Raw genomic sequence first — 12,553 nt, forward strand, 5'->3', positions numbered from 1 at the left:
GAGATGGCGACTTTCACGCTTCCGAAGAACAGCACGATCCAGCCGGGCAAGGTCCACAAGGCCGAGGCCGGCGCGAAGAACGTCAAATCCTTCCGGATCTACCGCTACGACCCGGATTCGGGCGAGAACCCGCGGACCGACACCTACGAGATCGATCTCGACAAGTGCGGCCCGATGGTCCTCGACGCACTCATCAAGATCAAGAACGAGGTGGACAGCACGCTGACCTTCCGGCGCTCCTGCCGGGAGGGCATCTGCGGCTCCTGCTCGATGAACATCGACGGGCTCAACACCCTCGCCTGCCTCAAGCCGATCGAGGACGTCAACGGCGACGTCAAGATCAGCCCGCTGCCGCACATGCCGGTCGTGAAGGACCTGGTGCCGGACCTGTCGCAGCTCTACGCGCAGCTCCGCAGCATCGAGCCCTGGCTGAAGTCCGACACGCCGCCGCCCCCGGATGGCGAGCGGCGCCAGAGCAAGGAGGAGCGGGCGAAGCTCGACGGGTTGTGGGAGTGCATCCTGTGCTTCTGCTGCTCCACCGCCTGCCCCTCCTACTGGTGGAACGGCGACCGGTATCTCGGGCCCGCGGTGCTGCTGCAGGCCTATCGCTGGATCGCCGACAGCCGCGACGAGGCGACCGGCGAGCGGCTGGACGACCTGCAGGACCCGTTCCGGCTCTACCGCTGCCACACCATCATGAACTGCGCCCGGACCTGCCCGAAGGGGCTGAACCCGGCCGCGGCCATCGGCAAGATCAAGCAGATGATGGTCGAGCGGGAGAGCTGATCCTCCCGCCCGGCCAGCCCGGAACACCCCGCCGCGCCGCAGGGCCGGCGGGGTTTTTCGTCTCCGGCTAGCGCGCCGGCGCCGCGAGGTTGTTCGGATCGAGCCCGAGCGCCTGCGCCGTCACCGGGTTGACCTGCCCCGTCGCCTGCAGCCCGCGGCCCTGCTGGAAGCGCTCGATCGCCGACTGCGTCTCGGCGCCCCAGGTCCCGTCCACCTCGCCCTTGTAGAAGCCGAGGCCCTTCAGCCGCCCCTGCAGGTTGCGCACCGCCGCCGGGCTCAGCGGCTCGGTCGCCATCGCCGCCGGCGTGCCGGGCGCCGGACCGGCGCCGGGGCCGGCCGCCAGCAATTGCGAGGGGCTGAGGCCGAGCGTCGCCGCCGTCGCCGGGTTGAGCTGCGGCGAGGCGACCAGCCCATGCGTCATCTGGAAGCGCTCCAGCGCCGCCTGGCTGTCCGGCCCCCAGACGCCGTCCGCCTTGCCCGTATAGGCGCCGGCCTGGCGCAGCTTCTCCTGCACCTGCGTCACCGCGGCCGGCGCCAGCGGCTGGATGTAGAGCAGCGAGGGCGCCTGCTGCGACAGGGCGGGCGCCGAGAGCAGCGCCGCGACCGCGAGCGGCGCGAGCCAGGTTGCGCGATGACGCATGGCGTATCCTTTCCCAACCGTATCCGTGACCATCCGCCGGAACACGCGAAACCCCTCGCGGTTCGGCCCCGAACCGGCTGTGATGCCGCACCGCATCGGAAGGGGACCGGGATGACGAGAGGGCTGGCGCGCCAGGGGCTGGCGACTTGGCTGGCGGCCTGGCTGGCGATCGGTGGCATCGCGGCGGCGCATCCGCTGGACCCGCTCACGGGCCCCGAGATCGAGGCGGCGGTCGCCGCGCTGCGCGCCGCCGGCGCGGCGGAGGATGCGACGCGCTTCGTCGCGGTGGACCTGGTGGAGCCGGCCAAGCCCGTGGTGCTCGCCGGGCAGGCGGCGCCGCGCCGCGCGCATGTCATCCTCCGCCGCGGCATGGCGCTGGCGGAGGCGGAGGTGGACCTCGCCAGCGGCCGGGTGGACGGGCCGCGGGAGATCGCCGATGCGCAGGGCCCCGTGCTGATCGAGGAATGGGAGACCGCGGCGAAGCTGACCATGGCGGACCCGGACTGGCAGGCCGCGATGAAGAAGCGCGGCTATACCCGGTTCGAGACGCTGTTCTGCGCCCCGCTGACCGTCGGCTGGTTCGAGACGGCGGAGGAGCGCGGTCGCCGCCTGCTCCGCGTGCCCTGCTACGAGACGGCGGGCGGCCGCACCACCGTGCATGGGCGCCCGATCGAGGGTCTCTTCGCCATCGTCGATCTCGGCGAGCGGCGCGTGCTGCGGGTGGTCGACACCGGCGCGGTGCCGGTGCGCGAGGGGCCGGACCGGGTGGAGGAGGCCACCTTCCCCGACCTCCGTCCCGCCATGAAGCCGGTGCTCCAGTCGGCGCCGCAGGGCGGCAACGTCACGATCAGCGGCCATGAAGTCGCCTGGGACCATTGGCGCTTTCACCTGCGGCTGGACCGGCGCTTCGGCCCGGTGCTGTCGCTGGCGCGTTGGGCGGAGGGCGGGCGCGAGCGCCTGGTGCTCTACCAGGGCTATGCCTCGGAGATGTTCGTCCCCTACATGGATGCCTCGGAGGCCTGGTACACGCGCTCCTACATGGATATCGGCGAGTATGGCTTCGGCGCGCTGTCCTCCACGCTGAATGCCGGCACCGACTGCCCGGCGCATGCCGCCTTCCTGCCGGCGGTGCTGCCGGGCGACGACGGCAAGCCGCTCGAGGTGCCGGGCGTGCTCTGCATCTTCGAGCGCAATACCGGCAATCCCGCCTGGCGCCATGCCGAGATCGTGGACCAGAGCTATGAGGGCCGGCCGGAGGTCGAGCTTGTCGTCCGCAGCATCCCGACCATCGGCAATTACGACTATGTCGTGGACTGGGTCTTCACCCCGAAGGGCGAGATCCGCATCGATGTCGGCGCGACGGGAATGGATGCCGTCCGCGGCGTCGCCGCGCGCAGCATGCGCGATGCCGCCGCGGCGGCGGAGGTGACGACCGGCATGCTCATCGCGCCCGGCGCGGTCGGCGTCTGGCACGACCACTACATCTCCTTCCGCCTCGACCTCGACGTGGACGGGCCGGCGAACAGCTTCCTGCGGGAGCGCCTGGCGCCGCGCCGTGCCGAGGCGGGCACGCCGCGCCGCAGCCTCTGGCAGCCAGAGCGCATCCCGATGCCGGTGGAAGGGGCGGTCGAGCCGGGCCATGGGCCGGAGATCTGGCGCGTGGTGAACCCGGGCGTGACGACCGCGCTCGGCCACAATCCGGGCTACGAGGTGATCCTCGGCCATGGCGCGACCTCCCTGCTCGACCCGGAGGACACGCCGCAGCGCCGCGCCGCCTTCACCGCCGCGCCGCTCTGGATCACGGCGCATGACCCGGCGGAGAAGCACGCGGCCGGCGCCTGGCCCAACCAGGCGCATGGCGGCGACGGCCTGCCGCGCTTCGCCGCGCGCGGCCGCGGCATCGAGGATGCGGACCTCGTGGTCTGGGCGACGATGGGCTTCCACCACCTGACGCGGCCGGAGGACTGGCCGGTGCTGCCGACCAAGTGGCACCGGATCGAGCTGAAGCCCTACGGCTTCTTCACCCGCAACCCGGCGATCACCCTGCGGCGGGAGTTCCGGTAGGGCAGGCCGCGCCGGGCGGATGCGCCGCGGCCGTCAGGCCTTGTGATAGAGGGTCGGGATCGCGGCATCGACCGCGACGTCGACCACCATCGGCCCCTCGTGCCGCAGCGCCGCGGCCAGCGCGTCCGCGAGCAGCGCCGGGTCCTCCACCCGCAGCCCGGCGCAGCCCATGCCCTGGGCGAGCGCCACGAAGTCGAGGCCGGGCAGGTCGATGCCCGGCACGCCCTCCGTCCCCAGCACCCGGCTGAAGCTGCGCATGGCACCGTAGCCGCTGTTGTTGAGCACGATGGTGGTGATCGGCAGGGCGTGCTGCGCCGCGGTCCAGAGCGCCTGGATGGAGTACATCATCGACCCGTCGCCGATGATGGCGCAGATGCGCCGCCCGGGATGGGCGAGGGCGATGCCGACCGAGGCGGGCAGCGAATAGCCGAGGCCGCCGCTCGTCATGGTGTAGAAGCCGCCCCAGCGACGGATCGGCAGGTGCTGCTGCATCGCGGGGCGGTGGCTCGGCGCCTCCTCCACCACGATCGCCTCCGCTGGCAGCAGGCGGGAGAGGGCGTGGAACAGGTATTCCGCCGTCATGGGCCGGCTCGCGGCGGGCGGCGCCGGCCGCGCGCGGGGTGGCGGCGGGGCGCGGTCCGTCGCCGGCAGCAGCGCCGCGAGCGCCGGCAGGGCGAGGCGCAGGCTCCCCTGGATGCCGGTGCCGGTGCCGGCCGCCGCCAGCGCCTCCCCATCCGGCGTGATCTGGAAGAGCGGCGTGCCCGCGGCAAACAGCGCGCAGTTGCCCGCGACATGGAAGGTGAAGACCGGCGCGCCGAGCACCAGCACCAGGTCATGCGTGGCGAGGGCCTTCGAGACCGCCGGCGGCGCCGCGGCCAGGTGGCCGGCGAAGAGCGCGTGGTCCTCGGGGAAGGAGAGGCGGGCGCTGAAGGGGCTGGCCCAGACGGGGGCCCGCAGCGCTTCCGCCAGCGCGACCGCGGCCTCGCCAGCACCCTCGGCATCCACCTCCGGCCCGATCACCAGCACCGGGTTGCGGGCGGCGGCGAGCGCCTGCGCGCAATCGGCCAGCAGCGCCGGGTCGGGCGCCATGTCCTGGCTGACGCGGCGCGGCGGCAGGGGGTGGGTCGGGACGCCCCAGTCGTCGCTCGGGATGGAGACGAAGGTCGGGCCGTGCGGCCGCTGCATGGCGATGTGGAAGGCATGGGCGAGGGCGGCCGGCACGTCCTCGGCCCGCGCCGGCTCGCAGGACCATTTCACATAGGGCTTCGGGAAGCTGGCGGCGTCCGTCGCGCCGAGGAAGGGGTTGAAGGGCATCAGGCTGCGCGCCTGCTGCCCCGCGGTGATGACGAGCGGCGCCTGGTTGCGGTAGGCGGTGAAGACATTGCCCAGCGCATGCCCGACGCCGGCCGCCGAATGGAGGTTGCAGAGCGCGGCGCGGCCGCTCGCGCGGGCATAGCCATCGGCCATGGCGACCACGCTCGCTTCCTGCAGGCCGAGCACGTAGCGGACATCGTTCGGCCAGCGGTCGAGGAAGCCGAGCTCGGTCGAGCCGGGATTGCCGAAGACGGTGGTCATCCCGCAGTCCCGCAGCAGGTCCATGGTGGCCTGCCGCACCGTCATTCCGTCCGCCATGGGCGCGCCCTCCGTATTGTCCCCGTGTTCCCCGGAAGCGCACCGGGGCGCAAGGGGGTGGCGCGGCGCGCCGGGCCGCGGCTAAGCTATGGACTAACCGGTAGGTACATTGCCCGATGCCCGATACGGCACCCGCGCTCCGCCCGCGCCAGCGCGACCCGGAGCAGACGCGCCGCGCCATCCTCGATGCCGCCCTGGCCGAGTTCGCCGACAAGGGCCTGTCGGGCGCGCGGGTGGACGAGATCGCGGCCCGCACCGCCACCACCAAGCGGATGATCTACTACTACTTCGGCAGCAAGGAAGGCCTCTACGCCGCGGTGCTGGAGGAGATGTATGGCGGCATCCGCGATGCCGAGCAGGCGCTGGAACTCGACAGCCTCGATCCGGTCGCGGCGATGACGCGGCTGGTGGAGGTGACCTTCGACTACCACGCGGCGCATCCGGCCTTCGTCCGCCTGGTCGCGGTGGAGAACATCCACCAGGCGCGGCACCTGCGGGAGAGCCCGTCCATCAGCGACAGGAACGACGCGGTGATCCGCATGCTGCGCGCGCTGCTCGACCGCGGCGAGCGCGCCGGCGTCTTCCGCGCGCGGGTGGACGCGGTGGACCTGCACCTGCTGATCAGCGGCTTCTGCTTCTACCGCGTCTCCAACCGCCACACGCTGCAGGCGATCTTCGGGCGGGACCTGACGGCGCCCGCGCATGCCGCGGCGCACCGGCGGATGATCGTGGAGGCGGTGCTGGCCTGGCTGCGGCCGGGGTGAGAGAAGAGCGGGGAGGAGGTATCCTCCCCGAACCCCACCTCTATTTTTCTGAGTCTGCACCCACCGCGCGGCGGCACCCGACTCACAGAAAGCAATGGAGGGGTTTGGGGAGGAAATGCCTTTTCCTCCCCGATCTTCGGGCGGCTGCTACGACGCGCCCGGCATCTCGGCGAAATGCGCCAGCATCCGCTCCGCATCCGGCTCCAGCCCGGAGAAATGCCGGAAGGCGTGCACCGCCTGGAACACCGCCATGCCGCCGCCATGCGCGGTGCGGCAACCCCTGGCGCGCGCCACCCGCAGCAACTCGGTCTCGAGCGGGACATAGACCACCTCGCTCACCCAGTGGCGCGGCGCGAGCAGCGCGGCATCGAGCGGCAGGCCGGGATGCGCCGCCATGCCGGTCGGCGTCGCATGGATCAGCCCATCCGCCGCCGCCATCGCCGCCGCGAGGTCGGTGCCGGCCGAGGCGCGGCCCTCGCCGTGCCGGGCGCGGAGCGCCGCCGCCACCGCCTCGGCCCGCGCGGGATCCATGTCGAAGAGCGTGAGGTGGCCGATGCCGAGGCGCATCGCCGCCTCCGCCACCGCCGTGCCGGCGCCGCCGGCGCCGAGCTGCACCGCGCGGCCGAGCGGCGCCCCCGGCAATTGGCGCCGGAAGCCCTCGGCGAAGCCGCTGCAATCGGTATTGTGGCCGCTGCGCCTGCCGTCGCGCAGCACCACCGTGTTCACCGCGCCGAGCGCCGCCGCCTCGGGCGAGAGGTCGTCGAGCAGCGGCACGACAGCCTGCTTGCAGGGATGGGTGATGTTGAGCCCGTCGAAGCCCATGCGCTCGGCCGCGACCAGCAGCTCCGGCAGCGCCTCCGCGCCCAGCCCGAGCGTGGTAAGGTCGATGATGCGGTAGACGCAGGTCACCCCCTGCGCCGCGGCCTCCCGCATGTGCATCGCCGGGGTGCGGGAGTGCTGGATGCCGGTGCCGATCAGGCCCAGCAGCAGCGGGCGGCGGGTGGCCGGGGCAGGCAAGGGCGCTGTCATCGCGGTCGGCTCCGATTTTCCTCTTGCGCCAAGAATGTACTATCCGGTACGTACACGTCAACGCCGGTGAACGGCCGGCGACACGTCCCAAGGACGCCGTCACGAGACGAGGAGAGGACAACGTTCATGCGCATCACCCGCCGCCAATTCGGCCTCGCGGCCGCCGCCACGCTCGGCCTGCCCGCCGCCCGCGCCCTCGCCCAAGGCGACTATCCCGGCTCCCGCCCGGTGACCCTGGTCGTCGCCTGGGCGCCCGGCGGCTCCACCGATTTTGTCGCCCGCGTGCTCGCCCAGGGCATGTCGGCGGCGCTGCCCGGCAATGTCGTGGTGGACAACCGCCCGGGCGCGAGCGGCACCATCGGCCATGCCTCCGTCGCCCGCGCCCGGCCGGACGGCTACACCCTGCTGCTCGGGGTGAACTCCACCTATGCCATGGCGCGCCACCTCTTCCCGCAGCGCGGCTATGACGACGAGAAGTCCTTCGCCGGCATCGGCCGGGTCGCCACCACGCCCATCTTCCTCTGCGTCAACAACGGGCTCGGCGTGCAGGACATCGCCGGCTTCGTGGCGCGGGCGAAGAAGGAGGGCGGGAAGCTCTCCTACGCCTCCTCCGGCGCCGGCTCCTCCGCCCATCTGGCGACGGAGCTGTTTCTGCGTTCGGCGGATATCGAGGTACAGAACGTCACCTACCGGGGCGGCGCGCCGGCGGTGCAGGCGCTGATCTCGGGGGAGGTTCAGATGGCCTTCGTCGATGCCGTCACCGCCCTGCCGCTGATCGCCGCGAAGCAGGTGACTGCGCTCGGCGTCTCCTCCCCGCAGCGCAACCCGCTGGCGCCCGAGATCCCGACCATCGCCGAGAGCGGCTATCCCGGCTACGAATGCTCCTCCGACTTCGCCCTGCTCGCGCCGGCCGGGACGCCGGCGGCCATCCTGCGGAAGCTCGCCGCCGCCAAGGCCGCCGCGCTGCAGCAGCCCGAGCTGGTGGAGAAGCTGCGCAACGGCTCCATCTTCCCCGATGTCGGGACGCCGGAGGCCTGGCCGGAGCAGATCGCGGCCGAGAGCGCGAAATGGGGCGAGGTGATCAGGTCGCGCGGCATCACCCTGGAATAGCCGGCCGCGGCTGCCCCGCGCGGGGGCGCCTGTCAAGGAAATGGCGCATGGACACCCGGCCCGATCTGGGGTTCATGCGCGCGCCAGAGGAGGAGACCGCTTTGTCCGACGTGATTCCCTTCCGGCCCTTCGCCGCCGGCACCCAGCCGCCGCTCGACCACGCGGCCTATGGCAGCACGCATCTGCGCCATCCGAACCGGCCGCTGCGCCGCCTGGCGCAAACCATCACCGAGACGACGGGGCCGCAGTTCACCCCCGCGCTCTTCCCCGAGATCGGCGACCTGACGAAGCAGGCGGCGGGCGCGCCGCTCGGCGAGCGCATCATCGTCGGCGGCCGCGTGACCGACGAGGATGGCCGCCCGATCCCGAACACCATGGTCGAGGTCTGGCAGGCGAATGCCGCGGGCCGCTACGCCCATCCGCGCGACACCCACGACGCGCCGGCCGACCCGAATTTCCCCGGCGAGGGCCGCATCTTCACCGATGCTGAGGGCAACTACCGCTTTGTCAGCATCAAGCCTGGCGCCTATCCCTGGCGGAACCACCACAATGCCTGGCGGCCCATCCACATCCATTTCTCGCTCTTCGGCGCCGGCTTCGCCCAGCGCCTGATCACCCAGATGTACTTCCCGGGCGACCCGCTGCTGGCGCTCGACCCGATCTACAACAGCATCGAGGACGCGGCGGCGAAGGAGCGGCTGGTGTCGCGCTTCGACCTCGACCTGACCGAGCCGGAATGGGCGCTCGGCTACCGCTTCGACATCGTGCTGCGCGGCCGCGGCGCGACGCCCTTCGAGGAGGCGCATTGATGCCCGTCGCCACCGCCAGCCAGACCATCGGGCCCTACTGGCACCTGATTGAGCACGAGGAGATGGCCGACCTGACGCGCTTCGGCGCCGAGGGCGAGCGGATCACGGTGACCGGCCGCATCACCGACGGCGCCGGCGCCCCGGTGACCGATGCCGCGGTCGAGATCTGGCAGTCCAGCCCGCCGGCGGATGCGCGCTTCCCCGGCTATGGCCGCTGCGCGACCGACACCGAGGGCCGCTTCCGCTTTATCACCCTGAAGCCGGAGGCGGTGCCCGGCCTCGGCAACCAGACCCAGGCGCCGCATCTCTCCATCGTGCTGCTGGCGCGGGGGCTGATGACCGCGCTCCGCACGCGCCTCTATTTCGAGGGCGAGCCGCTGAACGGGACGGACCCGCTGCTCTCTTCCATCGAGGACCTGGCGGAGCGGGCGACGCTGGTGGCGAGGCCGGCCGGGCCGGGGGTCTGGAGCCTCGACATCCGGCTGCAGGGCGAGGGGGAGACGGTCTTCCTCGAGGTGTGATCCCTGGCCTTGATGGGTTGCCGGCCGGGAGGGGCCTCCCCGGCTGCTCGAGTCTCTGCCGGCAATCTCGACCAGCCGCCGAGCCATTGCATCATATCGCCGGTGATGTGATATGATGGCTCGTGAAGCTGGTCATGGATACCGACACCATCGTTGCGGCCATGCGAAGTCCGGGTGGGGCCTCGGCCGCCCTGCTACGCGCCGCGCGACAAGGGCGTGTCACCCTGGTCGCCACCGCGCCGCTCTGCATCGAGTACGAAGCGGTCTGTTCCCGGCCCGTCCACGCCGATGCGGCAGGGCTCTCGAAGGCCGATCTTGCCGCCTTCCTCGACGGTGTCGTGGCCATGGTGGAACCGACCGATGCCTGGTTCCTCTGGCGGCCGCAGTTGCGCGACCCGGGCGACGAACTCGTCCTGGAGGCCGCCGTGAACGGCCGGGCGGAGGCCATCGCTTCCTTCAATGCGCGCGACTTCCTGCCCGCGGCCCTGCGGTTCGGCATCGCCGTGCTGCCCCCGCGCGACGTCCTGAGGAGAATGACGACATGACCGAGAACCGGCGGACCGTCGTGTCTGCCTATGCGCTCCGCCTCCCGGCCTCGGTGAAGGCGGAAGCCGAGCGTCTCGCCGCGGCCGACGGCACCAGCCTGAACCAGTTCGTCGCCTCGGCCGTCGCGGAGAAGATCGCCGCCCTGCGCACGGCGGAGTACTTTGCCGAGCGCCGCGCCCGGGCGGATTGGGACGCCTTCGACCGCATCATGAGCCGTCCGGGGGGTGAGCCTCCCCGCCCCGGCGACGAACCGCCCTGAAACCGGCCCATGCCGGCCAGCCCAGCTTCGCTGACCGGTATGGCTATTGGTCCGGCGCCTGCGCCGGGCCGCAGAGATCGAGCCTGCCGCTGGTCGGTGTCAGACGAACTGGCCCCGCAGGAAGCCGAGCGCCGGCAGCGGGGTCCATTTCCGCGGCAATTCGTGGCGCTTGATCGGCGCCACGCTGTAATGCGGCACGGGCTGGCGGGAGCCGCGGAGGAAATCCTCGTAGGCCCGCACCTGCTGCGCCCGCCAGTCGCGGTCCGCCAGAGCGGCGGCGCGGCTCCGGAAGACCTCGGCGACGCGGCTGGTGCGGCCGACGGTCGCGTAGACAGCCCAGAGCGTGTCGTCGTCGGCCCGTCCGACGCTGACGAGATCCCTCACCCCGCCTGGATCGCAGCCGTGGCCGCCGGCGTCAAGCGCAACCTTGCGAGCGTGCGGGGGCGGGTCATTCCAGCTCCTTCCGGGCCGCCTGCAGCCGCGCCATCGCCTCCGGGCCGACCTTCGGGTAGTGCAGGTCGAGCTCCCCGAGGGCGGTGGCGATGGCCGCGGCCACGATCAGCCGGGTGAACCACTTGTTGTCGGCGGGCACGACATACCAGGGGGCATGCGGCGCCGCGGTCGCGCGGATCGCCTTCTCATAGGCGTCCTGGTAGTCGTCCCAATGGGCCCGTTCCGCCACGTCGGACGCGCTGAACTTCCAGTTCTTCTCCGGCTCCTCGATGCGCGAGAGGAAGCGGCGGCGCTGCTCCTCCTGGCTCACGTTGAGGAAGAATTTCAGGATCACCACGCCCTGGCGGGACAGGTAGCGCTCGACATTCGCGATGTCCTCCAGCCGCTCGTCATAGATCCGCTTGGTCCGGAGTTCCGGCGGCAGCTTCTGGCCGGCCAGGATCTCGGGATGCACCCGGGCGACCAGGACCTCCTCGTACCAGGATCGGTTGTGGATCCCGATCTCGCCGCGCGGCGGCAGAGTCACCATGTGGCGCCAGAGGAAGTCGTGGTCCCGCTCGAGCGGTCCCGGCGCCTTGAAGCTCGTCACCCGCACGCCCTGCGGATTCACGCCGGAGAAGACGTGCTTGATGGCGCCGTCCTTGCCGGCGGCATCCATGGCCTGGAACAGGCAGAGAACCGCCCAGCGGTCCTGGGCATAGAGCATGTCCTGCTGCTGGCTGAGCAGCGCGATGCCGTCCTGCAGCAGCGCCTTCGCCGCGTCCTTCTCGAGCGACAGGCCGCCGGTATCCGCCGGGTCGTGGTCCTTCAGGCGGAAGCCCTTGCCATCCTCCACCCGGTAGCGTGCCTGGAACTTGCGCACCTTTTTCAGGTCCATCGCCGCATCCCCCCTGCCGATCGGGCCACCCGGCGGCGGGGACCCGGCCGCGCGCGCCGGCAGCCCAGAGGGTCGGGCCCGGCGCCCGCCCAACGCAAGCGTCAAGGCAAGCCCGCGCCGGGCGACCGGACCTCGGCGCCGTCGAACTGTGGGCGGCCGCGCCGGTCCCCGGGGCTCAGGGCAGCCGCAGCCGGATGCTGAGCGGGCAGTGGTCGGAGAGCCGCTCCCGCCAGGCCGGGTCGCGCTCGGCATAGACCAGGACGCGGAGGCTGTCCGGCACCAGCCAGTCCCGTGCCGCGCCGCCGAGGAGGATCTGGTCGATGAAGCGCCGCGGCCCGCGCGCCCCGGCCCAGCAGGGGTCGGAGACGCCTTCCGTCACCCGCATCAGCAGGCCGGCGGGCGCCAGGGCGCGCAACAGATCGTCCTCCGGCCCGGCGATGGCGCGGTTGAAGTCGCCGAGGATGGCGAACCCCACCCCCTCCCGCTGCCGGGCCGCGGCCCAGCCGGTGAGGATCGCGGCCTGCCGCGCCAGCGAGTCGCAGTCCCGCCCGCCCCGGCTGAAGGGATCGTCGCGGCAGCCGGCATCGAGATGGACGGAGAGCAGCCGCAGCCGCTGCGCCCCGGCCTCCACGGTGATGTCGGTGCCGCGGCGGAGCGAGAAGCGGGCGCGCGGACGGAGGTCCAGCGCCTCCAGATCCGGGTTCTGCACCACGCGCAGGCCGCGCCGCACGGCGAAGCCGGTGCGCTGGATGTCCTGCTCGGCCGGGAAGAAGACGGCATAGGTCCCGGGGTCGAAGACGCGCGCGGCGGCCTCCGGCCCGTCCACCTCCTGGAAGGCGATGATGTCGGCATCCAGCCGCGCCGCATAGCCGGCGAGGAGCTGCAGGTCGCCCGGCCGGCGCGGGGTCAGGTTGCGCGGCAGGTCCGGGTCGCCCGCCTGGCGGAGCGTGAGCCAGGCGATGTTCCAGGTGGCGACTTTCAGCTCCGCGGCGGCGGCAGGCACGGCGAGGGCGAGAAGGCCGAGGAGCAGGAGGGCGCGCATGCCGCCAGAGTGCCGGGCGCG

The 12,553-nt window shown here is 72.2% G+C and carries 14 protein-coding genes; 8 read left to right on the forward strand and 6 right to left on the reverse strand.

The window, feature by feature from the left end; all coding sequences use genetic code 11:
* Positions 1 to 3 precede the first annotated feature (3 nt).
* Positions 4 to 786 (forward strand): succinate dehydrogenase iron-sulfur subunit, encoded by a 783-nt coding sequence (locus tag Q7A36_RS21810; protein WP_305105861.1) that lies wholly within the window; start codon positions 4 to 6, stop codon positions 784 to 786.
* A gap of 67 nt (positions 787 to 853) precedes the next feature.
* Here the strand turns inward: Q7A36_RS21810 and Q7A36_RS21815 are convergent, their stop codons facing one another.
* The gene (locus tag Q7A36_RS21815; protein ID WP_305105862.1) at positions 854 to 1,426 is read right to left on the reverse strand and encodes a peptidoglycan-binding domain-containing protein; all 573 of its coding nucleotides are present in this window, start codon (positions 1,424 to 1,426) and stop codon (positions 854 to 856) included.
* Positions 1,427 to 1,537: 111 nt separating this feature from the next.
* Here Q7A36_RS21815 and Q7A36_RS21820 point away from each other — a divergent pair, with 111 nt between their 5' ends.
* The gene (locus Q7A36_RS21820) at positions 1,538 to 3,490 is read left to right on the forward strand and encodes a copper amine oxidase (RefSeq protein WP_305105863.1); all 1,953 of its coding nucleotides are present in this window, start codon (positions 1,538 to 1,540) and stop codon (positions 3,488 to 3,490) included.
* 33 nt (positions 3,491 to 3,523) lie between these two features.
* Here the strand turns inward: Q7A36_RS21820 and mdlC are convergent, their stop codons facing one another.
* Positions 3,524 to 5,122 (reverse strand): benzoylformate decarboxylase, encoded by a 1,599-nt coding sequence (gene mdlC, locus Q7A36_RS21825; RefSeq protein WP_305105864.1) that lies wholly within the window; start codon positions 5,120 to 5,122, stop codon positions 3,524 to 3,526.
* Positions 5,123 to 5,238: 116 nt separating this feature from the next.
* Here mdlC and Q7A36_RS21830 point away from each other — a divergent pair, with 116 nt between their 5' ends.
* Positions 5,239 to 5,886, forward strand: coding sequence for a TetR/AcrR family transcriptional regulator (locus Q7A36_RS21830; protein WP_305105865.1), 648 nt, complete (start codon positions 5,239 to 5,241; stop codon positions 5,884 to 5,886).
* A 147-nt stretch (positions 5,887 to 6,033) separates the two neighbouring features.
* Here the strand turns inward: Q7A36_RS21830 and Q7A36_RS21835 are convergent, their stop codons facing one another.
* Complete coding sequence (locus tag Q7A36_RS21835; RefSeq protein WP_305105866.1) at positions 6,034 to 6,915, reverse strand: shikimate dehydrogenase; 882 nt, start codon at positions 6,913 to 6,915, stop codon at positions 6,034 to 6,036.
* Between the two features lie 126 nt (positions 6,916 to 7,041).
* Between Q7A36_RS21835 and Q7A36_RS21840 the strand changes: the two genes are divergently transcribed.
* The 5 genes from Q7A36_RS21840 (at position 7,042) to Q7A36_RS21860 (ending at position 10,160) form a co-directional block, all read left to right on the forward strand.
* Positions 7,042 to 8,025: a Bug family tripartite tricarboxylate transporter substrate binding protein gene (locus Q7A36_RS21840; RefSeq protein WP_305105867.1), complete on the forward strand. Its 984-nt coding sequence runs from the start codon at positions 7,042 to 7,044 to the stop codon at positions 8,023 to 8,025.
* Positions 8,026 to 8,072: 47 nt separating this feature from the next.
* Complete coding sequence (pcaH, locus tag Q7A36_RS21845) at positions 8,073 to 8,834, forward strand: protocatechuate 3,4-dioxygenase subunit beta (RefSeq protein WP_305105868.1); 762 nt, start codon at positions 8,073 to 8,075, stop codon at positions 8,832 to 8,834.
* Positions 8,834 to 9,355 carry a protocatechuate 3,4-dioxygenase subunit alpha gene (gene pcaG, locus Q7A36_RS21850; protein ID WP_305105869.1) on the forward strand — a complete coding sequence of 174 codons (522 nt, stop codon included), beginning with the start codon at positions 8,834 to 8,836 and terminating at the stop codon, positions 9,353 to 9,355. The genes pcaH and pcaG overlap by 1 nt, the downstream gene beginning before the upstream one ends.
* A 134-nt stretch (positions 9,356 to 9,489) precedes the next feature.
* Positions 9,490 to 9,900, forward strand: a complete 411-nt coding sequence (locus Q7A36_RS21855) for a PIN domain-containing protein (RefSeq protein WP_305105870.1) — start codon at positions 9,490 to 9,492, stop codon at positions 9,898 to 9,900.
* Complete coding sequence (locus Q7A36_RS21860; protein WP_305105871.1) at positions 9,897 to 10,160, forward strand: toxin-antitoxin system HicB family antitoxin; 264 nt, start codon at positions 9,897 to 9,899, stop codon at positions 10,158 to 10,160. The genes Q7A36_RS21855 and Q7A36_RS21860 overlap by 4 nt, the downstream gene beginning before the upstream one ends.
* A 99-nt stretch (positions 10,161 to 10,259) precedes the next feature.
* Here the strand turns inward: Q7A36_RS21860 and Q7A36_RS21865 are convergent, their stop codons facing one another.
* The 3 genes from Q7A36_RS21865 to Q7A36_RS21875 all read right to left on the reverse strand — a co-directional run bounded on the left by Q7A36_RS21865 (position 10,260) and on the right by Q7A36_RS21875 (position 12,532).
* Complete coding sequence (locus tag Q7A36_RS21865) at positions 10,260 to 10,544, reverse strand: hypothetical protein (protein ID WP_305105872.1); 285 nt, start codon at positions 10,542 to 10,544, stop codon at positions 10,260 to 10,262.
* Between the two features lie 64 nt (positions 10,545 to 10,608).
* A complete protein-coding gene (locus tag Q7A36_RS21870) occupies positions 10,609 to 11,490 on the reverse strand; it encodes a polyphosphate kinase 2 family protein (protein ID WP_305105873.1) in 882 nt (293 codons plus the stop codon).
* Positions 11,491 to 11,665: 175 nt separating this feature from the next.
* Positions 11,666 to 12,532: an endonuclease/exonuclease/phosphatase family protein gene (locus Q7A36_RS21875; protein ID WP_305105874.1), complete on the reverse strand. Its 867-nt coding sequence runs from the start codon at positions 12,530 to 12,532 to the stop codon at positions 11,666 to 11,668.
* Positions 12,533 to 12,553: the final 21 nt, after the last annotated feature.

This window comes from Paracraurococcus lichenis (assembly GCF_030657435.1).
Classification (GTDB): Bacteria; Pseudomonadota; Alphaproteobacteria; order Acetobacterales; family Acetobacteraceae; genus Paracraurococcus; species Paracraurococcus lichenis.

What these genes read in the sequence shown, in the direction of transcription:
- pcaG (WP_305105869.1), top strand. Translation starts at nt 8,834, where the DNA reads ATGCCCGTCGCCACCGCCAGCCAGACCATCGGGCCCTACTGGCACCTG.
- Q7A36_RS21855 (WP_305105870.1), top strand. Translation starts at nt 9,490, where the DNA reads ATGGATACCGACACCATCGTTGCGGCCATGCGAAGTCCGGGTGGGGCC.
- Q7A36_RS21835 (WP_305105866.1), bottom strand. Translation starts at nt 6,915, where the DNA reads ATGACAGCGCCCTTGCCTGCCCCGGCCACCCGCCGCCCGCTGCTGCTG.
- Q7A36_RS21830 (WP_305105865.1), top strand. Translation starts at nt 5,239, where the DNA reads ATGCCCGATACGGCACCCGCGCTCCGCCCGCGCCAGCGCGACCCGGAG.
- Q7A36_RS21815 (WP_305105862.1), bottom strand. Translation starts at nt 1,426, where the DNA reads ATGCGTCATCGCGCAACCTGGCTCGCGCCGCTCGCGGTCGCGGCGCTG.
- Q7A36_RS21810 (WP_305105861.1), top strand. Translation starts at nt 4, where the DNA reads ATGGCGACTTTCACGCTTCCGAAGAACAGCACGATCCAGCCGGGCAAG.
- Q7A36_RS21875 (WP_305105874.1), bottom strand. Translation starts at nt 12,532, where the DNA reads ATGCGCGCCCTCCTGCTCCTCGGCCTTCTCGCCCTCGCCGTGCCTGCC.
- Q7A36_RS21840 (WP_305105867.1), top strand. Translation starts at nt 7,042, where the DNA reads ATGCGCATCACCCGCCGCCAATTCGGCCTCGCGGCCGCCGCCACGCTC.
- Q7A36_RS21860 (WP_305105871.1), top strand. Translation starts at nt 9,897, where the DNA reads ATGACCGAGAACCGGCGGACCGTCGTGTCTGCCTATGCGCTCCGCCTC.
- mdlC (WP_305105864.1), bottom strand. Translation starts at nt 5,122, where the DNA reads ATGGCGGACGGAATGACGGTGCGGCAGGCCACCATGGACCTGCTGCGG.
- pcaH (WP_305105868.1), top strand. Translation starts at nt 8,073, where the DNA reads ATGGACACCCGGCCCGATCTGGGGTTCATGCGCGCGCCAGAGGAGGAG.
- Q7A36_RS21870 (WP_305105873.1), bottom strand. Translation starts at nt 11,490, where the DNA reads ATGGACCTGAAAAAGGTGCGCAAGTTCCAGGCACGCTACCGGGTGGAG.
- Q7A36_RS21820 (WP_305105863.1), top strand. Translation starts at nt 1,538, where the DNA reads ATGACGAGAGGGCTGGCGCGCCAGGGGCTGGCGACTTGGCTGGCGGCC.